The following is a 23,090-nucleotide window of genomic DNA, read 5'->3' as shown; positions in this document are numbered from 1 at the left end:
AGGTGACACCACGGGTTTCTTCCCGCTTGGCCAGTTCATGCAGTTCCCCACTGCATGGCTGGTCTTTTTTATTGCCCGCCCCATCCCGGCTCGCACCGGCCGAACACATACCGATCAACCAGGGCAATGCCCTGCCCCCGCGCCTGGCCCGCCTGAGGCCTGCGGCGTCACTTACCACAAGCCCATCACCCTGGCCTTTATTAAAGACCGGGGCGCAGTTCAGGGTGCGCAAGAACGTGATTTGAAAGCGGCACGGCCCGGTGATCGTGGGCACCGGGCCGCACCATGCCCTCCTGGCGGACGGACAGCGGCCGGCCTGGTGAGCGCCGGCCCTGCCCAGGCTTCCATGCCTGGAACCCTTGAGGACTAGAAGCGGTAGCCCAGGCCCACCGTCAGCATGTGCAGCTCGCCACCGGCCTCGACACCTTCGCTGGCGCCCTCGCCCTTGGTGATGTGCCGCAAGTCGTACATGTAGGCGCCCGTCACCTCCAACTGGTCCGAGACCTGGTAGGTCAGCCCCAGGTGCAGGCTCTTGGGCTGGTTGCAGGGGGCGATGGAGACCAGCGTGGCCTCGCGATCCGGCACCTGGTGATTGGCCAGGGACACACCGGTACGCAACTGCAGGCGCTCGCTGTAGTGGTAGTTGACCCCGAAGCGGAAGACCTGCTGGTCGCGCCAGCCGAACCCCGGCCCGTTGCCGGCTCCCGGTGGCCCGCCCTGGGTCAGTGAATTGGCCAGGGCCTTCTCGCTGCTCCAGTCGATCCACAGGTAGTCGAAGGCGAAGGTCCAGGGTCCCGAGTCATAGGCCAGGCCGAGGCCCGCCTGCTGCGGCATGTTCAGGCGGCCATTGGGGATGATGTCCTCGTGGGCATCGAGCTTCTGGAACCACACCGGGCTCGAGTAGGTCAGGCCCAGGCGCAACCCGGGGGCGATGGTCCCCAGGTAGCCGATGCCCAGGCCCGCGCCCAGGGCATGGTCACGGTCGTTGCTCGCGCCGAAGTTCTCCAGTCCGTGGAGCATCAGGGTCTCGTACCCCAGCTTGAGCGACAGGCCGAGGTAGTGCCCCGGCTGGAACTCGTAGGTGGCCGTGGGCGCCACCAGCATCTGCGCCAGCTCGGACTTGACCTTCGAGGAGCCGAAGGCCGGCACCGACTTGCCGTAGTCGATACCGGCGCCATAGCCGGATACCGCGACGCCGACAGTGATGTCCGGACGGTACTGGTAGTTGGCGCCGAACCCCGGTACGAACACCAGCACGTCATCGCTGTTCTTCGCGCCCTGCACGTTCGAGCGCAACTGCCCGGTGGTGGCGGTCAGGCTGCCATCGATCCGGGTGCCGACCAGGCCCATGCCGGCGGGGTTGTTGACCGCCGCCACCGCGTCGGTGGGGTTGGCGATGGCGGCGCCGCCCATGCCCATGGCCTGGGCACCGTAGCCGGCGTACTGCGGTCCGTTGGAAGCGCCCGCGGTGGTCGCGACCAGCAGCGGACTGGCGAGCAGCAATCGGGAAAATCTGTTCATGACCCTGGTTCCTTGTAGTTGTTGTGATCAGGTCAATGGTTGGCGGTCCTGCGCCGGGCACAGCATCGCCCAGGGCGCTTGCTGGCGGGCAGGCACCGTCGATAGGTACACAAGGCAAGCGCGGGCGCCCAGGCGCCCGCTGTCACTCAGCCCCGCGGGCTAGGGGCGGCCCGCACCTTTGCCGATGGCAACGCGGGTGGTGAAGATCGTGGTTTCGGTGCGCAGGTTGACCATGGCCTCGAAGATGTTGTCGCCCTCGACCTTGGTCGCCACCAGGAACAGGGTCTTGCCGTCCTCGCCGCCAAAGGTGCTGGCCACGCATTCGTAGCCCGGCATCGGGATGCGGTGGGTGACCTCGCCCTGGGGGCTGATGCGCATGAACTGCTCGGCGCGCAGCATGCTCAGCCAGATGCCGCCTTCGGCATCGATGGAGATCCCATCGACGCAACCACGCTTGCGGGCACGGTCTTCTGGCGAAGGGAACAGCAGCGTCAGGTCCAGCAGCACGCGGCGGTTGACCAACTGGCCGTCGACGATGTCCACCGCGCTGAGGCGCTCGGCGAAGGTCTCGACGAATACCAGGGTCTTCTGGTCCGGGGTGATGACGATGCCGTTGGGGAAGTTGCAGTCCTCCACCCCCACCGAGATCTCGCCGTTGGGCTCGACGATCACGATGCGCCCCGGCTTGAGCGGTTCACCCTCGAAGACCCGGGCCCCGACATCGTCGACATAGATCCGGCCCTGCGGGTCGATCACCATGTCGCCGACATAACCGGTGAACACAGCGGACAGGTCGGCATAGAGTTCCGGACCCTGGGGGGTGTAGCGGTACAGCCGGGCTTCGTGCATGGAGCTGAGGATCAGCTCGCCATTGGGCAAGAACCCCATGCCGTTGGGCTTGTGGGGCATTTCGGCGATGACCCGGCGATTGCCGGCGGCATCGATGGCATAGACCTTCTTGCCCAGCATGTCCGAGACATACAGGGTGCCGTCACGCCAGCGCGGGCTTTCACCGAAGTACAGGCCGCGGGTCAGTTCGTTCAGTGCATATTGTTCTTGTTCTACGGTCATTTTGCGTACTACCTCTGGTTTGTTGTCTGGTGGGTGGCGGCCCCGGCCCCAGGCAGGGCCATGGCGCGGGCCGCCACCGTCAAGCGATCTCGAACAACCCCGCTGCGCCCATGCCGCCGCCGACGCACATCGACACCACCACGTAGCGCGCCTTGCGCCGCTTGCCTTCGAGCAGCGCGTGCCCCACCTGGCGTGCGCCGGTCATGCCGTAGGGGTGGCCGATGGCGATGGCGCCACCATTGACGTTGCAGCATTCGGGGTCGATATCCAGCTGGCGCTGGCAATACAGGGCCTGGCAGGCGAACGCCTCGTTGAGCTCCCACAGGTCGATGTCCCGGACCTGCAAGCCGTGCTGCTTGAGCAGCTTGGGAATGGCCAGCAGCGGACCGAGGCCCATCTCCTGCGGCGCCAGCCCAGCCACCGCCATGCCGCGATACAGGCCCAGCGCGCTGTAGCCCCGCTGCTCGGCCAGGCGCCGGTCCACCAGCACGCAGGCACTGGCGCCATCGGACAGCTGGCTGGCATTGCCGGCGGTGATGCTTCCGCCATCGAGCACCGGCGCCAGGCGCGCCAGGCCGTCCAGCGTGGTCTCGGGCCTGTTGCCCTCATCCTGGTGCAGGGTCAGCGCCTGCAAGCGGGAAACCCCGGTGAGCTTGTCGACGATCTGCTGCCGGACCTCGATAGGCACGATCTCATCGGCAAACAGTCCCTGGGCCTGGGCCCGGGCGGTACGCAACTGCGAGACATAGGCGAACTCATCCTGCTGTTCGCGGCTGATGCCGTACTTGCGCGCCACCACCTCCGCCGTTTGCAGCATCGGCATGTAGGCATGGGGCACCGCCTGGATCACCGCGTCATCCTGCTCGTCGGCGACCCACTGGAAATAGCGTTGCTGCACCGCGGAGATATTGTCCTGGCCGCCCGCGGCCACCACGTCCATGCCATCGACGATGATCTGCTTGGCCGCCGTGGCGATCGCCATCAGCCCCGAGGAACACTGGCGATCCAGGGTCTGCGCGCTCACCGAGACCGGCAACCCGGCGGCGAACACCGCATTGCGCCCCAGGTTGGAGCCAGCAGTCCCGGCGGCCAGCACCGTGCCGATGACCACATCGTCGATGGCCCCGGGCTCGACCCCCGCGCGCTCGACGGCATGGCGCAGGGCATGGCCCATCAGCGTCGGTGACTTGATGTGGTTCAGCGCGCCACGCCCGGCCTTGCCGATCGGCGTGCGCGCGGTGGAGACGATCAGTGCCTCACGCATGGGCGCCCTCCTTCACCGCCGGATACAGCCCCGAGAGCAACGCCCCGGCACCGGGCACCACAGGCTCCAGGCCCAGGTGGTCGAGCATGCGGCGTACCGTGCACACCGCAGTGGAAGTCACCGGAATGCCCAGGGCATCCTCGGCCGCCTGGATCGACGGCAGCGACTGCATCTGCACGCAGGCCGACAGCACCACCACGTCCACGCCCCGGGTATCCAGGCGCCGCACATCCTCGAGCAACAACGCCGGATCACGCTTGCCCACCTCGAGGTTGTCGGGGATCTCGAAGGCGATCGAATCGACCACCTCGATGCCTTCGCTCTCGATGTATTCCACCACCCGATCGCACAAGCTGCGCATGTACGGCGCCAGCAAGGAGATGCGCTTGGCACCCATGATCTTCAGGCCTTCGACCAGGGCCCCGGCCGAGGTCATCACCGGCGCCTGGCACTGGTTGGCCCGGGCGATGGCCGTCAGCTCCTCCTGGACCTTGCGGTGGTAGCCGTTGCCCATGGCCATGATCGCCACCAGGCAGGCAGTGCTCATCACGTCGACCCGGGCGTCCGCCAGCTCGGCCGCGCAACGCAGGGCTTCGCGGTTCATCGCCTCCAGCTCCTCGCGGGTCACCTTGTGCATGCGCATGCGGCTGGAGTGGAAGGTGAAACGTTGCGGCCGGATCAGTTGCCGGGCATGGAGCATGGCCGGGATCTCGGTTTCCATCGTGGTGTTGGAGCTGGGCACGATCTGGCCAATTCGATAGGTCGCATTCATGGGCGGCCCCCTTCATCAGTGATGTGGTGGAACTGCAGGATGTCTCGCAGGGCGGGCGGGATCGGCACCCCACGGCGCTCCCGTGGCTCGATGCAGATCGGCGCGAACACGCCTTCGAAAGCCAGGCGCCCGTCCGCCAGCCAGGCATGGGCCAAGAGGTCGAAGCTGCGCTCGCGAATCGCTCCCACCCGGATCATGATGTCCACCGTGGTTTCCGGCGGCAGGCTCACGTGGAAGGTCAGCGCCATGTGCTTGCAAGGCAGGCCGACATTGGCCTCGCCCTTGGCCCCCGGGCCCCAGCCGATATGCCGGTAGAAGTGCATGACGGCACCGATCAGGTACTCGCTGAAACGCCCGGTGAAGGCCACTCCCGCCGGGTCGCAATCGATCCAGCGCACCGTGCGCCGCACCGTGAACGGCTGATGGTCGACGACCATCTCGACACTCTCGTTCATGCCGGGCTCCCGACACGACCCAGGCGCGCCATCAGTTCCGGGTATTCGCGGCGCAGGCGCTGGTCATCCACGCGGCCGGTGCGGGTCATGAACTGGTAGACGAATTGCTCGGCGCTGTAGTCGTCCATCCAGCGCGCCATGTCCTCGTACCACAAGTAGGAGCGCTCCGAGGCGCGGATCAGCTTCTGCTTGCTGGGCTTGTGGCCCTGCTCGTAGGCCGCGAGGCCAGCCAGGGCATCGCCGTTGCAATCGAGCAGCGCCCGGGCCAGGGCAATGGAGTCGTTCATGGCGATGCGCGTGCCCGAACCGATGGAGAAATGCGCGCTGGCCAGGGCATCGCCCACCAGCACGTGGCGGCCATGGGTCCAGTGGGCATTGCGGATCACCGGGAACTGGCGCCAGACCACCCGGGCGCCACCGTCGAGCAACGGCGCGCCTTGCAACTCGGGGGCGAAGATCTTTTCCATCAGCGCCTGGCGCTGGCCGTCGCTGAGGCTGCCCAGGTCCAGGCGCTGCCAGGTAGCGTCGTCGCACTCGGCGACGAAGGTGCTCATGGTGTCGCTGTAGGCGTAGTAATGGGCCACGAAATGCCCGCCGCCATACTTGCGGAATACCAGCGCCGAGGCGTCGAACACCTTGGGCGTGCCGTACCAGGCGAAGTGGTTGCCCAGGGTGCTGCTGGTGGTGCCGAAACCGCCTTCGAAGGCCCGGCGCACCACCGAGTTGATACCGTCGGCGCCCACCACCACATCGGCGTCGTCCAGCCCCAGGTGGGCCAGGTCGGCAAGGCTTTCCAAGCGTTCGCGGTAATGCACCCGCACTCCCGCGGCTTCGGCTTGCTGCTCGAGGATCTGCAACAGGGTCAGGCGTGGAATGGCCCCGCCCTTGACCGGCAGGCGGATATCGATGGCGGTTTCCGCCTGCACGATCACCTGGTGTTCGTGCTGCTTGGTGGCGGCACACAGGGCGTCATAGGACGCCTCGTCAGCCTCGCGCAGTTGCTGCAGCCCGCTGTCGGCCAGCACCACGCCAAAACCGAAGGTCGCGTCCGCCGCGTTCTGCTCCACCACCTCCACTTGCCAGTCCGGCGCGCCGCGCTTGAGCAGCAAGCCCAGGTAGAGCCCCGAAGGGCCGCCACCGACAATCGCGATCTTCATCACTGCTCTCCCCGGCTGATCTGCAACCGATAACGGTCAAATTCACTCACCTGGCCGACGAAACCACCGGTCAACGCGGCGTTCCACAAGGCCGGCACGAAGCCCAGCTGCTTGCGCTCGAACACCAGGGCGTCTTCGGTGGTGATCTTCCAATAGCCGTTGCCGAGCTTTTCCAGCTGCACGCCGCTGGCCTGCTGCGCCGCTTGCACCAACGGCGAGAACTCCGGCGCATCGAGCACGTACAAGGCCAGCTCGTCGTCGGCCCCGGGATCGATGGCCCTGGCCTTGGCCCGCCATACCTGGTCGATGCTGGTGAATGCACCGCCACCGGCCTGCAGGCCGTCTTCCAGGGCCATGGCCGCTTCCAGGGTGCGGGTGGCATCCTCGGCGTCCAGGGCGTCCATCGGCCGTTCCTGGATGGTGATCTCCAGGTAGTAGCCGTTCGGGTCGTTGAAGTAGATCGACTCGATCAGCTCGTGGCGGATCTGGAAGATCAACGCGATGCCCTGGCTCTCCAGGCGCTCGCGCCAGGCCAGCAACTCCTCGCGGCTGTCGACGCGCCAGGCGGTGTGGGTGGCCTCGTAGCGGTAGTCCGCCACAGGCTGGGTGTAGTCCGGCTGCTCGGTGTTGATGTAGTAGAAGAACGCGATGGTGCTGTGCTGGCCGCTGTCGAAGAAAAAGTGCAGGAAATCGGGGTGGTTGGACGGTCCCCAACCACGGGCCGAGATCGCATGAACCAGCGGCAGCCCCAATTTGTCGCGGTAGAACTCCACGGTCTCACGCAGTTTCCAGGTGGGCCTGGCACTGTGGTGGACGCCTTTGAGAACGGGCTGGTTTGCCATTTTCGGTACTCCTTTGAACGGTCTGTCAGTTCGCTTGCTTGGCCTTTTCATGCAGCACGTTGGCCTTGACCTGCTCGCGCAGTTTTTCCTTGCTGAGCTTGCCGGAGGCGGTCAGGGGGAAGGCCTCCAGCACTTCGATGCGCTCCGGCCACTTGAACTTGGCCAGGCCGTAGTCCTCGAGGAAGGCGCCCAGCTCGGCGACCGTGGGCGCGGCGAAACCGTCGCGCAGCACCAGGGCGGCGCACAGGCGCTCATCGAATACCGGGCATGGGTAACCCACGGCCGCCACCGCGGCGACGGCCGGATGCCCGGCGACCGCCAGTTCGACTTCCTCGCAATTGATCTTTTCGCCACCGCGGCTGACCAGGTCCTTCAGGCGGCCGCAGAACACGAAGTAGGTCTTGCCGTCCAGGACCTTGGTGTACATCAGGTCGCCGGAGCGGTAGTAACCGTCGCGGGTGAAGGTTTCGCGGTTGCGCTCCTCGGCACGGAAATAGCCGTGGATGGTGTACGGCCCCTTGAACGCCGGTTCGCCGATCTCGCCGGGCTGGGCGTCCTGCTCGGTGCCGGGCACCAGGATGCGGATGTCGTCGAAGGCCGAGACTGGCCGGCCATTGGTAGTGTCGTGGGCCTCGGCCCCATCTTCGCGGTGGCCGAACATGATCACGCCTTCGGTGATGCCGAACACATTGTGGGTCCGCACCCCCAGCAGCTTCTGCAACTTGGCGGCGCTGTTGGCCACCAGCACGCCCCGGGCATTGCCCAGGTCGACCCGGCCATCCTGGATCGCCGATTCCAGGCGGGCGATGATCGGCCCGCCAAGCATCAGCCAGGTCGGCCTGGTCGAGGCGATCAACGCAATCAGGGTTTCCGGCTGCAGGTCGGGGGTCACTGTGATGGTGCCGCCGGTCATCAGGAACGGCCCGAAGCAGCAACCCATGTTGAGGTTGTGCACCATCGGTTGCGGCATGAACAGCACGTCGTCAGCCCGGTAATCGAGCCACTGGGCCACGGCGCGCATGTTGTACAGGTACTCGTTGTGAAAGCGCGGGATGATCTTCGGCACCCCGGTGGTGCCGCCGGACAGCTGGTAGACCGCCACCTGGAACGGGTCCAGGCGCACGCCTTGCAACAGCGCTTCGGCACTGGCCAGGTCGATGCCGTCCACCAGCGCATCCTGGTGCAGCACGCCGTCCTGGGCCGGGCCCCGGACCTGTATGATCAACTGCAACGACGGCGTGGCTTCGCGCATCTTGCGGGCGAAACCGATGCTGTCGAACTTGGCGTCATCGCCCTGGACGATATGCAGCCTGGCCTCGGCCAGGTTGGCCAGGTAGCCGATCTCGCGCTCGCGGTGCGCCGCCAGGGTGCAGATCGGGATCAACCCGGCCTTGAGGCAGGCGAGGAAGGCGATCACCAGTTGCTCGCTGTCGCGCAGCTGGAACACCACCGGGTCCAGCGGTTGCAGGCCCTGCTGCAGGAAGGCCCCCGCCAGGCGGGTGGAGCGCTGGTCCAGCTCGCGATAGGTGATGCGCAGCCCGGGGCCGAGCAGCGCGACGTTGTCCGGGTACTGGCGGACGATGGCGGCAAAACCATCGACCAGGGTCTGGAAACCGAGCACCCCTTCACGCAGGTAGCGCTCGAGCTCGCCCTGGGGCGGATAGACCACCCCGGGAATCGGCGCGGCGACGTGGCGCAGGGGTTCGCCGCGGGTATCCGAGGCAGTGGCGGAAGAGGCTTGAGTTGTTGTAATTGTCATGACTGCACGCTCTTGATCGTTAGGATGCTTGGCCGTTCAGGCTCTTGGTCGTCTAGAAGTGGTCTTGGAGCCACCGTTGCAAATGCCTGCCGGCGAGGATCTGGCCGCTGGTCTCGCCCTCCTCCAGGGCCTGGCCGTGATGGTTGCCGCGCACCCGCTGGCGCTCCTTGCTGGATGCTGGAATGGCGTCGTAGATGGCGTCGGCGTCACCGGGGAATACGCAGTTGTCGCCGCTGTACTCGATCAGCAGCAGGGGCTGCTCCATGGCCCCGGCGCACTTGGCCAGGGAGGCGTTCGAGGACAACCCGGACCAGGTCGACAGCCACGACTCCGGGGTCACCGTGCGGGCGAAGCTGACGCTGCCCAGGTTGGAAATGAACGGGTCGCTGCCCCACAGGGAGCCGACATAGCGGTCGGACGGGTCGAGGCTGGTGTCCCAGCAGCGCAGGTCGGCATCGGTGCGCCACACCTGGAAGATCGGGCCATGGCTGGCCACGGCCTTGTCCTGGCGCGAGCCACCGCTCTTGAGGCGCTCGCGCGCGGCCTGGCGTTGTTCGACCAGGTGCCGGGCGAAGGTATCGATGCGAGCGACCCGCTGGCGCTGCGCGGCGCGATAACGCTCGATGAACTCGGCGCTGTAGCGCGAGCTGTCCGGCGGTGCGCAAAAGCCATTGGCGGCGCTGAACGGATCGAGCCGCGGATCCACCGAGAACGGGTCCAGCTCATCGGTGACCGAGGGGTCCAGGGCATTCATCAGCAAGATGCCCTGGCCCGGATGCGGCGACACCAGGGCGATGCCGTCCGCCGCGGGCAGGTCGGCACTGGCGAAACGGGTGGGCCGCCCGGCGGGGGTATGGCTGATGCGCTGTTCGGGAGCGCACAGGGCCTGCTGGTTGTAGAAGGCAAACAGCCCGGCGCCCCCCGAATTGCCCAGCAGCACGATGGTCTCGAAACCCTGCGCCCGCAGGTGACGCATGCCGGCGGCGACATCGTAAAGCGCGAATTCGTGCTCCAGGCGCAGGTCGTTGCCGATCGAGCGCGCGCCCTGGACCCAGCAAGCCCAGCCCGCATCCAGGGCATCGGGCACCAGGTAGTGGGTCAGCACCAGCTCGCGAGGATGCATGATGAACAGCACCTTGCGCTCGCCACCCCGGGAAAACAGCATGCCCAGGGCGCCTTGGCCGTCTTCGGTCAGCAACGGGTACGGGGTGGATCGATACGGCTCGAGCATGCGCTGGGCACTCCAGGATGCACCACGCAGACCGGCGGTCACTGCGACTTTCTTGTTGTTGGGATTAGCCACGACGGGCCCTCCTGCCAGATCCCGAAGGATCGCTTACAAGCAATAATTGAGATGCACTCAATTAAACCTGAAGCCAGACTAGAACAACAATTGAGATAGTGTCAATTATAGTCCTGAAAAAATTTCCCGCCCTCGCCCGAAGGCGCTTGTGGATAGCCGGCCAACACCACCTCCAGCGCCCCGAGGGCCGGTTGCAGGTCCTCGGCCAGGCGGATGGCGAAGGGGGTGGGCGCCAGTTGTCGGCCTGTGCGCAGGAACAGCGGATCGTTGAAGCGCCGGCGCAACTTGCCCAGCACATTGCTCACCGCGGGCTGGGTCAGGCCCAGGCAGTGCGCCGCATGGGAGACGTTGCGCTCGCGGTAGACCGCGACGAAGGCCACCAGGGCGTTGAGGTCCAGGCTGCGCAGCAGGCAGGGGTCGAGGGAAGTGGATGGCATAATTGACAGGCCCTTAATTTGAACCCGGCAAAAGCTAGATGCTAATCTGAGAGCCTGTCAATTAGCCCATGGGACATCTGGATGTCTGAGAAGCCCGCCTCCCCCGTCACCGCCAAGGCCGCCCCTCGCAAACGTTCGGGACGTCGTCCCAAGGGCGACCAGGACGTCTCGCGCGAGGCCATGATCAACTGCGCCATCGGCATCGCCCAGGGCGAATCCCTGGCGGAGGTCAGCATGGTCAGGATCGGCAAGGAACTGGGGGTCGCCGCCGGCATGGTCCACTATCACCTGGGCAACCGCGACGAACTGATCAGCGCGGTGATCAACGCCGCGTTCAAGGAGCGCCTGCAGCAACTGCCACCGATCACCGGCCACTGGCGCCAGGACATCGAGGCCTTCGCCCACTCGTCGCTGGCGATCCTCGAACGCTGGCCGGGCCTGGCGACCTACATCCTCACCGAGAACAAGTTCCGCCTGTTCCAGCGCGTGCAGCCGGGCGAGATCGACTATGGCCTGGCCTACTTCGATCACATCGGCCGGATCCTCGAACAGGCCGCCCTGCCCCAGCCCTTCGCCGCCATGGCCTATCACCTGTTGCTGCTGTTCATCTCGGTGATCGCCGCAGAAAAGGAAAACCACCAGGCGCCACAAGCCCACGGCGACTTCATCAGCGGCTACCTGGCCAGGTCCGCCGGCGACTATCCGGGAGCGGCCTTCCTCGGCACGCACTTTGTCCAGGTCAACAGCGGCTCCACCTTCGAAGCCGGCCTGGGCCTGCTGCTGGATGGTTTCGAAGCCTGGCGCCGACCGGCCTGAAAACCCCGCTCGCCTTCAGGCCGACCCTGGTTCCAAGCCTCGATGGGCCTGGCGCCACTGGATCGGGCTGACGCCGTACCAGCGGCGAAAGGCCCGGGAAAACGCGCTGATTTCCGAATAGCCCAGGGCCAGGGCCAGCTCGGAGATCGGCAGGGTCGATTGCTGCAGGTAGTACAGCGCCAGTTCCTGGCGCACGGTGTCCACCAGGCTCGAGAAGGTCAGGCCGCTTTCCCCCAGGCGGCGCTGGATGGTCCAGCTGGGCATGCGCAGGTTATGGGCCACTTGCTCCAGGCACGGGTAACCCTCGCCGAGCAGGTCGCGCACCTGGGCCCGCACCTCGGCGACCATGTCCGGACGGGCCTGGTCGCCGCCGGCCACCGCGAGCTTGTGCAGGCTCTCCAGGAGGATCGCCAGCAGTTTCGGGTCGTGCCCGGGCATCGGCCGCTGCAGCACGCTGCGGCGAAACACCAGCGCGTTACAGGGTTGGCCGAACAGTACCGGGGCGTCGAACACCTTGCAGTGCTCATGCCAGGCCTCGGGCTGCGGATGCTCGAAATGCACCCGCTCCGGCGCCCAGTTCTGGCCCAGGGCATGGCGTATCAGGTTGGCGAACATGCCCAGGGACAGCTCGGCATCCTGGCGCTTGCGCAAGATGGCGCCGTATTGCACCTGGTAGTCGAAGCGACACAGCTCGCCGTCCTCCACCAATCGCAGCAGGCTGCCCTGCTGGTGCGCCGGAAAGGCCCGGGCGACGTTGCGCAGGCCCTCGCCAAGGGTCGCCGAGCACATCCCCACATAACCCAGCAGGCCCAGGGAGTCCGGACGGAACTGCTGGCCATAGCGCAGGCCGAAATTATGGTTGCCGGTCTGCCGTGCCGCCTCCTCGAACACCGAGCAATACTGGTTCAGGTCCAGGCTCAGGGTCGGGTGCAGCAGTTGCTCGGGATCGATGCCGGCCATGCCCAGGATGCGTTCGGGATTACCGCCGTGCATCTGGATGAAGTCGCTCAGGCCGCTGGCGGCCGAGGCCAGGACGCCGACCTGGCTTTCATGGGGACGGCTCGTGGACGTGGTGATGAGGGGCACCGGGAACCTCCTTGCGCAATCACCATGGACGGGGGGCTGGACTACGCAAGTTCCATTCCAGATCCCCGTCTGGCCCCGCGGCGCCGGGCTCCGTGGTCTCAAGCCCGGCACTGTCGGCGCTAGGCGTTGCTCGGTGCCGGGCGACAGTGCACCGGTGCAGGGCGTAGCGGTTTGTAACATCGATTCAGTACCCCCCGTGCGCCAGGACACCCCGCAAGCCGTCATCCAGGTAGCGCCGGCATAACCCCAGGGTCTGCTGCACCCACTCGCGCCCCAGGCACTCGACCTGCGCCGTCCCCCGGTGGGTTCCGGTCCAGGCCAGCAATTGCAGGCGCCGCTGCATGATCAGGGTCGGCAGCATGGCCAGGTCCTCGGCCGCAAGCGCCAGCTGGCTGCAGTAGCCCTGCAGCCAATTGTCGATCCATTGCGCCAGCTCAGGGTGATGCTCGAAGAAACTCAAGGCCGCGGCCAGGTCGTGCAAGTACCAGCCCAGCCCGCAATCGTCGAAGTCGATGATGCGCGTGTGCTCGCCCTGCACCAGCAGGTTGGCCAGGCGCAGGTCGGCATGGATCAGGCCGAAACGCTCGGGCCCCTGGCCATAGTCGGCCAGGCGCTGGCCGAGGACGCCGACCACCTCGCCGATCAGCGCCCGAGCCCCCTCGTCCAGGTAGGGTGCCTGCTGCCAGGGGCCCCAATGCCCTTCGGGACCGAGCATGCTCGCGTGGTTCCAGGTCATGCGCGTGAAGTCCCGGGGCTGGTGCCAGCGCCGGGCCTGTTGGTGCAGGCGCGCATTGATCGCCCCCAGGCGGCGAAACGAAGCATCGAGGCCGTGGGACGAAGGCTCGCTGCCCTCGATCCAGTCGAACAGCACCACATACCGGCTGCCCAGCCCGGCCAGCTCGACTTGCTGGATCAACTGGCCATCCAGGCCGGCGATGGCGTCGGGCACTTGCAGCCCCTCCTCGCGCAGCGCCGCCAGCCAGGCCAGCTCGCTGGCGATCTCCTGGTACGAGTGATAGGCCTGGCGATGCACCCGCATCACCGAACGCCGGCGGCTGTTGTGCAACAAGTAGGTGGCGTTCTCCGAATGGCTGAGCAGGCGCAGCTCACCGTGCAGCGCCGGGGCATAGCGCAGGATGGCCTGGCTGGCCAGGGGGGCAACGGCATCCAGGTCGTTGGCGGGGTTCGAGGCAGTCATCATCAGCGCGCTCCAGGGTAGATAGGCCACCACAGGATGCGAGGCGGCCGGCGCGCATCGCTTGACCGCCCGGGGCGAAATCTTGACTCCAGGACACAAGGCACGCGGCCGTCGCCACAGATTTGATATTTCAGGGTAAAAGTTGTGCCGCGCGGTCAAGTGCGACCCAGCGTCCGCGCTCCACCATCCAGATCAATCCACGCAAAAGGACTTATCCATGCTCACTTCACTTCAAGGCAAAAGCGTTCTGGTCACCGGCGCCACCAGCGGCATCGGCCTGGGCATCGCCTATGGCTTCGCTCGCCAGGGCGCGCGGGTCGCCATCAGCGCCCGCCACGCCGACAAGGTCCAGGGCGTTGCCCGGCGCATGCGTGACGAAGGCCTGCAGGTCGAGGGGTTCGTCGCCGATGTGGCCCAGGGCGCCGCGGTCCGCCAACTGCTGGCCGACGTCGCCGGCAGCCACGGCGGGCTGGACGTGCTGTGCTGCAATGCCGGGGTGTTCCCCTCGGCCAGCCTCGAACAGATGAGCGAAGCCGACTGGGACGGGGTGCTGGCCACCAACGCCAAGGGCAACTTCCTCTGTGTCCAGGCGGCCCTGCCCTACCTGCGCCAGGCCGAGTACGGGCGGGTGATCCTCACCTCGTCGATCACCGGCCCCGTGACCGGCTTCCCCGGCTGGGCCCACTACGGCGCCAGCAAGGCCGCGCAACTGGGCTTCATGCGTACCGCGGCGATCGAGCTGGCCCGCGATGGCATCACCATCAACGCCGTGCTGCCGGGCAACATCCTCACCGAAGGCCTGCAGGACATGGGCCAGGAGTACCAGGACAGCATGGCCGCCTCGGTGCCGCTGCGGCGCCTGGGCAGCGTCGAGGACATCGCCAGCGCCGCGCTGTTCTTCGCCTCCCGCGAAGCCGGCTACATCACCGGGCAGAGCCTGGTCGTCGACGGCGGCCAGATCCTGCCCGAATCCCTCCAGGCCCTTGCCTAGAGGATTTACCTCTCTGACGGAGTGCCCCCATGAGCGAGATCTACACGGACAAGCTGTCCCAGCAACTCGATGACCCGGCCCGGCCCCAGGAAGTCCAGCGCTTGCGCAGGAACGCCGTGGGCTTGATGGGGGTACTGTTCATGACGGTGGCCACGGCGGCGCCGATCACCGCCATGCTCGGCAACGTGCCGATCGCCATCGGCAGCGGCAACGGCCAGTACGCGCCCGCCGGCTACCTGGTGGCCACAGTGATCCTGGCGCTGTTCGCCATCGGCTACGCGCAGATGGCCAAGTACATCACCGCCACGGGGGCCTTCTACGGGTTCATTTCCCACGGGCTCGGGCGGGTGGTGGGCATGGCCGCCGGCATCGCCGTGACCCTGACCTACATCGTCTTCGAAGCGGCCCTGGTGGGCATCTTCGCCTTCTTCTGCGTCGACCTGCTGGCCAGTGCCAGCGGGATCCAGGCGCCCTGGATCCTGTTCGCCCTGGCCATGCTGGCGGCCAACGGCATCCTCAGCTACTTCGACATTTCCCTGACCGCCAAGGTGCTGGGCATCTGCCTGGTGCTGGAGATCCTGATGCTGGCGCTGATGGCCGGCGCCGTGCTCTGGCACGGTGGCGGCCCCCAGGGCCTGGCGCCAGAGTCGATCAATCCGCTCAAGGCCTTCACCCCGGCCCAGGGGGTGATCGGCGCCAATGCCGGCATCGGCCTGTTCTTCGCCTTCTGGTCCTGGGTCGGCTTCGAGTCTTCGGCCATGTATGGCGAGGAATCGCGCAATCCGAAGAAGATCATTCCCCTGGCCACGCTGCTGGCGGTGATCGGCATCGGCGTGTTTTATGTCTTCGTGTCGTGGATGGCCATCGCCGGCTCCGGCCCCAGCGAAGCCATCCGCCTGGCCCAGGACCCGGCCCAGGCCGCCGAGGTGTTCTACGGCCCTACCCGGCTGTACCTGGGCGAGTGGGCGGTGAGCCTGTTCAAGCTGCTGGTGGTGACCGGCTCGTTCGCCTGCGGCATGGCCTTCCACAATTGCGCCTCGCGCTACATCTATGCCCTGGGCCGGGAGAACCTGTTCGACTGCCTCGGCCGCAGCGTCGGTCGCACCCACCCGCGCCACGGCTCGCCCCATGTGGCCTCCACCGTGCAGAGCCTGATCGCCACGGCCATCGTCCTGGCCTTCCTGGCCGCGGGCAAGGACCCCTACGCCGATCTCTACGCGTTGCTGGCGATCCTCGGCACCATGGGCATCCTGATCGTCCAGGCGCTCTGCGCCTTCGCGGTGGTCTGCTACTTCCACCTGGGCACCCGCCATGTGGCCCAGCGCCATTGGTTCAAGACCTTCCTCGCACCCTTGCTGGGCGGGCTGGGCATGCTCTACGTGGTCTACCTGCTATTCGCCAATCTCAGCTTCGCCGCCGGCAGCGCCGCGCAATCGCTGCTGTTCAAGCTGATCCCCTGGATCGTCGCCGCCAGCTTCGCCCTGGGTGCGGCCATCGCCCTGTACTTCCGGCATTTCGACCGACGCAAGTACCACATCATCGGCAGCATCGTCATGGACGATGAGCGCCAAGAGCCCTGAGGAGCCTCGCCATGTTGAAAGTCAACGCCTTCCAAGCCGAACACGCCGAGGCCCTGGACAGCGCCCAGCGCGCCATGATCGAACGCCGGCAACGCTTGCTGGGACCGGCCTACCAGCTGTTCTACGAACAACCCCTGCACCTGGTCAGCGGTAGCGGCGCCTGGCTGCAGGACCGCGCCGGGCGGCGCTACCTGGACCTGTACAACAACGTCGCCTCGGTCGGCCATTGCCATCCCCGGGTGGTCCAGGCCCTGGCCGGGCAAGCCGCACAACTCAATACCCATACCCGCTACCTGCACGAAGGCGTGCTGGACTACGCCGAAAAACTCCTGGCCACCCTGCCCGTGGAACTGGGCCAGGCGATGTTCACCTGCACCGGCAGCGAGGCCAACGACCTGGCCCTGCGCATCGCCCGGGACTACAGCGGCGGCACCGGGGTGATCGTCACCCGCTACGCCTACCACGGCATGACCCTGGCGATTGCCGAGCTGTCGCCCTCGGTGGGCGACTACGTGCCGCTGTCCCGGGACTGCCGGGTGGTGGATGCGCCGCTGCACGCCGCCCGGCACCCGGAACGGGTGGGCCAGGTCTTCGCCAACCAGGTGCGCGCGGCCATCGCCGATATGCAGCGCCATGGCATCCGCCCGGCGGCGTTGCTGGTGGACACCCTGTTCACCAGCGACGGGGTATTCGCCGACCCGCCGGGCTTCCTCGCTCCGGCGGTGCAAGCCATCCGCGAGGCTGGCGGCCTGTTCATCGCCGACGAAGTACAACCGGGGTTCGCCCGCACCGGCAGCCACATGTGGGGCTTCGAGCGCCACGGCCTGGTACCGGACCTGGTGACCATGGGCAAACCGATGGGCAACGGCCACCCGCTGGCGGGCTTGGCGGTACGCCCGCATATCGTCCAGCGCTTCGGCCAGCACGCCAGCTACTTCAACACCTTCGGCGGCAACCCGGTGTCGGCCGCGGTGGGCCTGGCGGTGCTGCAGGTGATCGAGGAAGAAGGCCTGCAAGCCAATGCCTTGCAAGTGGGCGGCCTGCTCATGCAGGGCCTGCAGAGCCTGGCGGCGGATCATCCGGTGCTGGCCGAGGTGCGTGGCGCCGGTTTGTTCCTGGGCGTCGATATCCGCCAGCCGGACAGCGGCACGCTGGACCCGGCGACCGCACGGCGCCTGGTCAACCAGTTGCGTGACGAAGGCATGTTGATCGGCGTTGCCGGAGCGGCCAACAGCACCCTGAAGATCCGCCCGCCGCTGTGCTTCAGCCAGGATCAGGCCGGGCAGTTCCTCGACGCCCTGGAGCGAGTCCTGCGGCGCCTGTAAGGGCACCGCTAAAAACTACCTGTATTGCCATCGCTGCGTTAAAAACCGGCTGGTGCGCCAGCCCGGTCAAAATGCTCATTTACCTCTTATAAACTGCGCTTTTTCGCCGGTTTTTGCCTTGCGCTGGCTGCCTCGCCTACGTTTTTAGAGACGCCCTGCAAGGGCCAGGCCCGCGTTGAAAAACCCGCCAGTCAGTCAACCTGCAGGAGCGAAGCTTGCTCGCGATGATCGTTAACGCCAGCGCGTTTTGACTGGCTCAACCCAGCGTTCCGAAGTCCATCGCGGGCAAGCCGGATCGCCGCCCGCTCGCTCCTACAATCTCCTTTAAAAGCCTAGCCCGGTCCTGCTCCATAGAAGCCCTGCTCGGCGAACAGCTGGCGCAGCTCATCGAGCACCTGGACGTCCTCGATGGTCGCCGGCACCGCCACTTCCGGACCCCGGGCCAGGCTGCGCATGGTCTTGCGCAGGATCTTCCCCGAGCGGGTCTTGGGCAGGCGCTTGAGCACCAGTACCCGACGCAGCGAAGCCAGGGCCCCGACCTGCTCGCGTACCTGTTGCACCAGTTCCTGCTCCAGTTGCCCGGGGTCCACCCGGGCGTCCTGCTTGAGCACCACGAAACCCACCGGCACCTCGCCCTTGAGGGCATCGTCCAGGGCCACCACGGCGCATTCGGCCACCGCCGGGTGCTCGCCCAGGGCCTGTTCCAGGCTACCGCTGGACAGGCGATGGCCGGCCACGTTGATCACATCGTCGATGCGCCCCATGACGAACACATAACCCTGGGCATCCACATAGCCACCGTCGCCGCTCAGGTAGTAGCCGGGAAAGGTCCCCAGGTAGCTGTCGAGAAAACGCTGGCGGTCCTGCCACAAGGTATTGAGCACCCCGGGCGGCAAAGGCAGGCGCAGCACGATGTTGCCCGGTTCGCCACAGGGCACCGGCTCGCCCTGGTCATCGAGCACCGCCAGCTGGTAGCCGGGCACCGGTAGCCCGGCCGAACCGGCCTTGACCGGGTAACCACCGGTTGCACGCGGCGTGCTGACCACCGGCCAGCCGGTCTCGGTCTGCCACCAGTGATCGATCACCGGGCATGGCAACGACTCGCGCAGCCAGTCGTAGGTGGCAGGGTCCAGGCGCTCGCCGGCCACGTACACCGCCTTCAGGCAGGACAGATCGTGTTCCTGGCGCAGTCGGCCATGGGGGTCCTCGCGCTTGATGGCGCGAAAGGCGGTGGGCGCGGTGAAGAACACATTCACCCGGTGCTCGGCGATCACCCGCCAGAATGCCCCGGCATCGGGGGTGCGCACCGGCTTGCCCTCGTAGAGCAAGGTGGTGCAACCACGGATCAGGGGCCCATAGACGATGTACGAATGCCCCACCACCCAGCCGATGTCCGAGGCAGCCCAGAACACTTCCCCGGGCTGGGCGTCGTAGACCGCCTGCATGCTGTAGTTCAGGGCCACCGCATGGCCGCCATTGTCGCGCAGCACGCCCTTGGGCTTGCCCGTGGTGCCCGAGGTATGCAGCACGTACAACGGTTCGCCGGCCAACAATGGCACCGCCGGCACTGCCTCGGCATCGGTCATCAGCGCCGCCCAGTCGACATCCCGGCCTTGGCGCAGTTCGGCGCCGGCCTGGGGCCGGGCCACGACCACCACCCGCTCCGGCGGCTGTGCCACCAGTTCCAGGGCCTTGTCCACCAGCGGCTTGTAGGGCACCACGCGTTCGTACTCGATGCCGCAACTGGCGGTCAGCAGGACCTTGGGCCGGGCATCGTCGATGCGCACCGCCAGCTCCGCCGCCGAGAAACCGCCGAACACCACCGAATGCACCGCCCCCAGCCGGGCGCAGGCCAGCATGCCGATCACTGCCTCGGGGATCATCGGCATGTACAGCACCACCCGGTCGCCCTGCTCCACCCCCAACCCACGCAGCATGCCGGCGCAGCGCGCCACCTGTTCCAGCAACTGCGCGTAGCTCAGGCGTCGTTGCTGGCCGGTGACCGGGGAGTCGTAGATCAATGCCAGGCGCTCGCCATGCCCGGCCTCGACGTGCCGGTCCAGGGCCAGTTGGCAGGTATTGAGCTGCCCATCGGCGAACCATTGGTAGGTCTGGGGATCCTGCTGCTGGAAGATCTGCCGGGGAAAGCGCATCCAGTCCAGCAAGCGGGCCTGCTGGTGCCAGAAGTCGACGGGATCGGCCTGGGCATGGGCCAAGGCGGTCAGGTAGGCATTCATTGCGCGATGTCCTGTTCTTGTTGGAGGTTCGATAGGCCGCGCTCGCCGTGCAGGTCCGCCGCCGGCCTGCGCCCATCCTGGGCAGGCCGCCCGGTCCCTGCTTGACCCTGCACCACAGTTTTTTGACTCTGCGCCGCGAGCCTCCTGGCAGCCTAGTCGATCCGCCACGGCCGGCCAGCCTGGCCCTCAGCTGCGCAGTTGGAAATCGGCGAAGAGTTCGCCCAGCTCCTGCCACAATCCAGGCAACCCCTGCTGGGGCGCTGCCGCAGGCAGGTCGGCATCGAGCATGCGCGCCGTGCGCACCAGTTGCACCACGAAGCGTTGCACGCCGTAGGCCTGCAAGCGCCGCCCCAGGGCCAGCAACCGCGCAGGGTCCGCCAGGTGCCAGTGCACCGTGGTCCGGCATTCGTAGTCCACGTCACTTTGCAGCAGGTATTCCAGGCTGCGCCAGTTGGCCGCGCCGCTGCCACGCACGCCGGTGATGGCCTGGCAATCCTCGGCCAGGGACTTGACGTCGAAACCCACCCAGTCGGCCAATGGCAAGGCCCGGGCCAGGGCTTCGGGCTTGATCCCGGCGCTGTGCAGGCCCACGACGAATCCCAGCTCGCGGACCTGGGCCATGGCGTCCGGCAACCCCTCCTGCAAGGTCGGCTCGCCACCACTGAACACCACCGCTTCCAGCAGCCCCTGGCGGCGCCGGAGGAACTCCAGGACCTGCTCCCAGGGACGCTCATCGAGGCCTCGGGGCGGGATCAGTTGCGGGTTGTGGCAGTAGCGGCAGCGCCAGGCGCAGCCCTGGCAGAACAGCACGCAGGCCAGTCGCCCCGGGTAGTCGAGGGTGGTCAGGGGCACCAGGCCCCCGACCCGTAGTGCTCGGTTCAAGGGTGAGCGGCCGTGGCCGCGCGTTCGTTGAAGTGCAGGCGCTCGCGATGCTCGGACTGTTTGCCGGGATTGAACGCGGCGACCGGGCGGTGGTAGCCCATCACCCGGGTCCAGACTTCGCAGCGCTGGCGTTGGGCGGTAGGCAGGTTGGCTTGTGCAGTCATGGGAGAAACTCCTTGGTCTTCAGGGAAAGTGGCTCAGTGCAGGCTGCCCTGGCGCTGCGCCAGCAACAGGGCCTCATCGCATTTCGGGCAGAACTCGTGCTCGCCATCCAGGTAGCCGTGTACCGGGCAGATGGAGAAGGTCGGGGTTATCGTCAGGTATGGCAGGCGGAACCGCTCCAGCGCCCGGCGCACCAGTTGCTTGCAGGCCTGGGCCGAGGAAATCCGCTCGGCCATGTACAGGTGCAGCACCGTGCCGCCGGTGTACTTGCATTGCAGCTCGTCCTGCAGTTCCAGGGCCTCGAACGGATCGTCGGTGTAGCCCACCGGCAGCTGCGAGGAGTTGGTGTAGTACGGCGCCTCATGGCAGCCAGCCTGGAGTATGCCGGGGAAGCGCTTGCGATCCTCCTTGGCGAAACGGTAGGTGGTGCCCTCGGCCGGCGTGGCTTCGAGGTTGTACAAATGCCCGGTCTCTTCCTGGAAGCGCACCAGGGTGGCGCGCACATGGTCCAGCAGGTTCAGGGCGAAGCGTCGGCCCTGGGCGGTGTGCAGGCCCATCTGGTCGTCGCTGAAGTTGCGCAGCATCTCGTGCAGGCCGTTGACGCCGATGGTGGAGAAGTGATTGCGCAAGGTGCCCAGGTAGCGCTTGGTGTAGGGATACAGGCCGGCGTCCATGTGGTGCTGGATCACCTTGCGCTTGACCTCCAGACTCTCCATGGCCAGTTCCATCAGCAGGTCCAGGCGCCGCAGCAAGCCGCTGGCATCGCCCTTGTACAGGTAGCCCAGGCGCGCGCAGTTGAGGGTCACCACGCCCAGTGAGCCGGTCTGCTCCGCCGAGCCGAACAGCCCGCCGCCGCGCTTGAGCAGTTCGCGCACGTCCAGTTGCAAGCGGCAGCACATGGAGCGCACCTGGTTGGGTTGCATGTCCGAGTTGAGGAAGTTCTGGAAGTACGGCAAGCCATAGCGGGCGGTCATCTGGAACAGCCGCTCGGCGTTGTCGCTGTCCCAGGGAAAGTCATGGGTGATGTTGTAGGTGGGAATCGGGAAGGTGAACACCCGGCCCTTGGCGTCGCCGGCCTGCATGACCTCGATATAGGCGCGGTTGATCAGGTCCATTTCCTCTTGCAGCTCGCCATAGGCGAAAGGCATTTCCTCCCCGCCGATCACCGGGATCTGCTCGCGCAGATCCTGCGGGCATACCCAGTCGAAGGTCAGGTTGGTGAAGGGGGTCTGGGTTCCCCAGCGCGACGGTACGTTGAGGTTGTAGATGAACTCCTGGATGGCCTGGCGCACCTCTTCGAAACCCAGCCGGTCCTTGCGCACATAGGGCGCAAGATAGGTATCGAAGGAACTGAAGGCCTGGGCCCCGGCCCATTCGTTCTGCAAGGTGCCAAGGAAGTTGACCATCTGCCCCAGGGCGCTGCCCAGGTGCTTGGGCGGCGCTGCCTCGACCCGCCCCGGCACGCCGTTGAGGCCCTCGTGCAGCAGGGTGCGCAGGGACCAGCCGGCGCAATAGCCGGCGAGCATGTCCAGGTCGTGGATGTGCAGGTCGGCCTCGCGGTGGGCGCGGCCGATGGCTTCGCTGTAGACCTCGTCGAGCCAGTAGTTGGCGGTGACCTTGCCGGATACGTTGAGGATCAGCCCGCCCAGGGAATAACCCTGGTTGGCGTTGGCCTGGACCCGCCAGTCCTGGCGGTCCAGGTACTCGTTCATCGAGGCCGCCACCTCCACCAGGGTCTTGCGGTCGCGGCGCAGGCGCCCGTGCTGTTCGCGGTAGACGATGTAGGCGCGTAGCGAGAGGAAGTGCCCGGCATCCATCAGCACCCGTTCGACCCGATCCTGGATCTGCTCCACATGCAGCTGCGGACACCCTTCCAGGTGGGCCAGGACCGCCGCCAAAAGGCCTTCGCTTTCGGCTTCGGCGTACTCGCCGGTGGCCTTGCCGGCGGCGATCAGCGCCTGGCGGATCTTGTCCGCGTCAAAGGCCACCAGGCTGCCATCGCGCTTGTGCAGCCGGTTGTGCCCCACTTCGATCAGTGTGCTGTGCATCCACCCTCCTGACACTACATATAGGTGTTTTGGAATTTCAAAACACAAGATGCAGGAATATTACGGAGCATGAGATTGATTGCCATTGATCGTGATCAAGTATTTTCCCGCTCCCCGGCGACTGCCCGACGCCAAACCCTGTAACCGCTGCCGAGCAGCGCGAGACACCGCACGAGACCGCAGG

General features: G+C 66.5%; 20 protein-coding genes. 4 read left to right on the top strand and 16 right to left on the bottom strand.

Going from position 1 to position 23,090, the window contains the following annotated elements; all coding sequences use genetic code 11:
• Positions 1-366 precede the first annotated feature (366 nt).
• From C4K40_RS14125 to C4K40_RS14080, 10 genes are all read right to left on the bottom strand, one after another.
• Positions 367-1,521, bottom strand: a complete 1,155-nt coding sequence (locus C4K40_RS14125; RefSeq protein WP_083456825.1) for an OmpP1/FadL family transporter — start codon at positions 1,519-1,521, stop codon at positions 367-369.
• Positions 1,522-1,680: 159 nt separating this feature from the next.
• On the bottom strand, positions 1,681-2,592 hold the full coding sequence (locus C4K40_RS14120; RefSeq protein WP_053129384.1) for an SMP-30/gluconolactonase/LRE family protein: 912 nt from the start codon (positions 2,590-2,592) through the stop codon (positions 1,681-1,683).
• 79 nt (positions 2,593-2,671) lie between these two features.
• Entirely contained in the window at positions 2,672-3,856 is a 1,185-nt protein-coding gene (locus tag C4K40_RS14115) for an acetyl-CoA C-acyltransferase (protein ID WP_053129382.1), read from the bottom strand.
• Positions 3,849-4,628 (bottom strand): aspartate/glutamate racemase family protein, encoded by a 780-nt coding sequence (locus C4K40_RS14110; protein WP_053129379.1) that lies wholly within the window; start codon positions 4,626-4,628, stop codon positions 3,849-3,851. Before C4K40_RS14110 ends, C4K40_RS14115 begins: the two co-directional genes overlap by 8 nt.
• Positions 4,625-5,083: a thioesterase family protein gene (locus tag C4K40_RS14105; RefSeq protein WP_053129376.1), complete on the bottom strand. Its 459-nt coding sequence runs from the start codon at positions 5,081-5,083 to the stop codon at positions 4,625-4,627. Before C4K40_RS14105 ends, C4K40_RS14110 begins: the two co-directional genes overlap by 4 nt.
• Complete coding sequence (locus tag C4K40_RS14100; protein ID WP_053129374.1) at positions 5,080-6,240, bottom strand: FAD-dependent monooxygenase; 1,161 nt, start codon at positions 6,238-6,240, stop codon at positions 5,080-5,082. The genes C4K40_RS14105 and C4K40_RS14100 overlap by 4 nt, the downstream gene beginning before the upstream one ends.
• Positions 6,240-7,082, bottom strand: a complete 843-nt coding sequence (locus C4K40_RS14095; RefSeq protein ID WP_053129372.1) for a VOC family protein — start codon at positions 7,080-7,082, stop codon at positions 6,240-6,242. The genes C4K40_RS14100 and C4K40_RS14095 overlap by 1 nt, the downstream gene beginning before the upstream one ends.
• Positions 7,083-7,107: 25 nt before the next feature.
• Entirely contained in the window at positions 7,108-8,841 is a 1,734-nt protein-coding gene (locus C4K40_RS14090; RefSeq protein ID WP_083456824.1) for an AMP-binding protein, read from the bottom strand.
• Positions 8,842-8,893: 52 nt separating this feature from the next.
• Positions 8,894-10,144, bottom strand: coding sequence for an alpha/beta hydrolase (locus C4K40_RS14085; RefSeq protein WP_207244988.1), 1,251 nt, complete (start codon positions 10,142-10,144; stop codon positions 8,894-8,896).
• Between the two features lie 101 nt (positions 10,145-10,245).
• Positions 10,246-10,581 carry a LysR family transcriptional regulator gene (locus tag C4K40_RS14080; RefSeq protein ID WP_053129370.1) on the bottom strand — a complete coding sequence of 112 codons (336 nt, stop codon included), beginning with the start codon at positions 10,579-10,581 and terminating at the stop codon, positions 10,246-10,248.
• Positions 10,582-10,662: 81 nt separating this feature from the next.
• Between C4K40_RS14080 and C4K40_RS14075 the strand changes: the two genes are divergently transcribed.
• Positions 10,663-11,397, top strand: a complete 735-nt coding sequence (locus tag C4K40_RS14075; RefSeq protein WP_053129367.1) for a TetR/AcrR family transcriptional regulator — start codon at positions 10,663-10,665, stop codon at positions 11,395-11,397.
• Positions 11,398-11,412: 15 nt separating this feature from the next.
• Here the strand turns inward: C4K40_RS14075 and C4K40_RS14070 are convergent, their stop codons facing one another.
• Together C4K40_RS14070 and C4K40_RS14065 are read right to left on the bottom strand one after the other, a co-directional pair.
• On the bottom strand, positions 11,413-12,483 hold the full coding sequence (locus tag C4K40_RS14070; RefSeq protein WP_053129365.1) for an AraC family transcriptional regulator: 1,071 nt from the start codon (positions 12,481-12,483) through the stop codon (positions 11,413-11,415).
• Positions 12,484-12,667: 184 nt separating this feature from the next.
• A complete protein-coding gene (locus C4K40_RS14065) occupies positions 12,668-13,684 on the bottom strand; it encodes a phosphotransferase enzyme family protein (protein ID WP_103325065.1) in 1,017 nt (338 codons plus the stop codon).
• A 214-nt stretch (positions 13,685-13,898) separates the two neighbouring features.
• On the opposite strand from C4K40_RS14065, the gene fabG reads away from it, so the two are divergent.
• From fabG to C4K40_RS14050, 3 genes are read left to right on the top strand one after another with little or no spacing between them, the layout of a single operon-like run.
• Complete coding sequence (fabG, locus tag C4K40_RS14060) at positions 13,899-14,672, top strand: 3-oxoacyl-ACP reductase FabG (protein ID WP_053129362.1); 774 nt, start codon at positions 13,899-13,901, stop codon at positions 14,670-14,672.
• Positions 14,673-14,701: 29 nt separating this feature from the next.
• Positions 14,702-16,252 (top strand): APC family permease, encoded by a 1,551-nt coding sequence (locus C4K40_RS14055; RefSeq protein WP_053129359.1) that lies wholly within the window; start codon positions 14,702-14,704, stop codon positions 16,250-16,252.
• An 11-nt stretch (positions 16,253-16,263) separates the two neighbouring features.
• On the top strand, positions 16,264-17,577 hold the full coding sequence (locus C4K40_RS14050) for an aspartate aminotransferase family protein (protein ID WP_053129357.1): 1,314 nt from the start codon (positions 16,264-16,266) through the stop codon (positions 17,575-17,577).
• 332 nt (positions 17,578-17,909) lie between these two features.
• Here C4K40_RS14050 and C4K40_RS14045 read toward each other — a convergent pair whose 3' ends face one another.
• The 4 genes from C4K40_RS14045 to C4K40_RS14030 all read right to left on the bottom strand — a co-directional run bounded on the left by C4K40_RS14045 (position 17,910) and on the right by C4K40_RS14030 (position 22,906).
• A complete protein-coding gene (locus tag C4K40_RS14045) occupies positions 17,910-19,814 on the bottom strand; it encodes an acetate--CoA ligase (protein WP_053129355.1) in 1,905 nt (634 codons plus the stop codon).
• Positions 19,815-20,000: 186 nt separating this feature from the next.
• Entirely contained in the window at positions 20,001-20,696 is a 696-nt protein-coding gene (locus C4K40_RS14040; RefSeq protein ID WP_053129353.1) for an anaerobic ribonucleoside-triphosphate reductase activating protein, read from the bottom strand.
• Positions 20,693-20,860, bottom strand: a complete 168-nt coding sequence (gene nrdD, locus C4K40_RS14035; protein WP_053129344.1) for an anaerobic ribonucleoside-triphosphate reductase — start codon at positions 20,858-20,860, stop codon at positions 20,693-20,695. The genes C4K40_RS14040 and nrdD overlap by 4 nt, the downstream gene beginning before the upstream one ends.
• Before the next feature lie 33 nt (positions 20,861-20,893).
• Positions 20,894-22,906: a ribonucleoside triphosphate reductase gene (locus C4K40_RS14030; RefSeq protein ID WP_053129342.1), complete on the bottom strand. Its 2,013-nt coding sequence runs from the start codon at positions 22,904-22,906 to the stop codon at positions 20,894-20,896.
• Between the last annotated feature and the right edge of the window lie 184 nt (positions 22,907-23,090).

The sequence above is a fragment of the Pseudomonas sp. CMR5c genome (assembly GCF_003850545.1).
Taxonomy (GTDB): Bacteria; Pseudomonadota; Gammaproteobacteria; order Pseudomonadales; family Pseudomonadaceae; genus Aquipseudomonas; species Aquipseudomonas piscis.
This window is presented reverse-complemented; position numbering and strand designations above follow the sequence as displayed.

Bases quoted from the DNA above. Each gene is read 5' to 3' on its own strand.
- C4K40_RS14125 (WP_083456825.1), bottom strand. From the start codon at position 1,521: ATGAACAGATTTTCCCGATTGCTGCTCGCCAGTCCGCTGCTGGTCGCG.
- C4K40_RS14120 (WP_053129384.1), bottom strand. From the start codon at position 2,592: ATGACCGTAGAACAAGAACAATATGCACTGAACGAACTGACCCGCGGC.
- C4K40_RS14115 (WP_053129382.1), bottom strand. From the start codon at position 3,856: ATGCGTGAGGCACTGATCGTCTCCACCGCGCGCACGCCGATCGGCAAG.
- C4K40_RS14110 (WP_053129379.1), bottom strand. From the start codon at position 4,628: ATGAATGCGACCTATCGAATTGGCCAGATCGTGCCCAGCTCCAACACC.
- C4K40_RS14105 (WP_053129376.1), bottom strand. From the start codon at position 5,083: ATGAACGAGAGTGTCGAGATGGTCGTCGACCATCAGCCGTTCACGGTG.
- C4K40_RS14100 (WP_053129374.1), bottom strand. From the start codon at position 6,240: ATGAAGATCGCGATTGTCGGTGGCGGCCCTTCGGGGCTCTACCTGGGC.
- C4K40_RS14095 (WP_053129372.1), bottom strand. From the start codon at position 7,082: ATGGCAAACCAGCCCGTTCTCAAAGGCGTCCACCACAGTGCCAGGCCC.
- C4K40_RS14090 (WP_083456824.1), bottom strand. From the start codon at position 8,841: ATGACAATTACAACAACTCAAGCCTCTTCCGCCACTGCCTCGGATACC.
- C4K40_RS14080 (WP_053129370.1), bottom strand. From the start codon at position 10,581: ATGCCATCCACTTCCCTCGACCCCTGCCTGCTGCGCAGCCTGGACCTC.
- C4K40_RS14075 (WP_053129367.1), top strand. From the start codon at position 10,663: ATGTCTGAGAAGCCCGCCTCCCCCGTCACCGCCAAGGCCGCCCCTCGC.
- C4K40_RS14065 (WP_103325065.1), bottom strand. From the start codon at position 13,684: ATGATGACTGCCTCGAACCCCGCCAACGACCTGGATGCCGTTGCCCCC.
- fabG (WP_053129362.1), top strand. From the start codon at position 13,899: ATGCTCACTTCACTTCAAGGCAAAAGCGTTCTGGTCACCGGCGCCACC.
- C4K40_RS14055 (WP_053129359.1), top strand. From the start codon at position 14,702: ATGAGCGAGATCTACACGGACAAGCTGTCCCAGCAACTCGATGACCCG.
- C4K40_RS14050 (WP_053129357.1), top strand. From the start codon at position 16,264: ATGTTGAAAGTCAACGCCTTCCAAGCCGAACACGCCGAGGCCCTGGAC.
- C4K40_RS14045 (WP_053129355.1), bottom strand. From the start codon at position 19,814: ATGAATGCCTACCTGACCGCCTTGGCCCATGCCCAGGCCGATCCCGTC.
- nrdD (WP_053129344.1), bottom strand. From the start codon at position 20,860: ATGACTGCACAAGCCAACCTGCCTACCGCCCAACGCCAGCGCTGCGAA.
- C4K40_RS14030 (WP_053129342.1), bottom strand. From the start codon at position 22,906: ATGCACAGCACACTGATCGAAGTGGGGCACAACCGGCTGCACAAGCGC.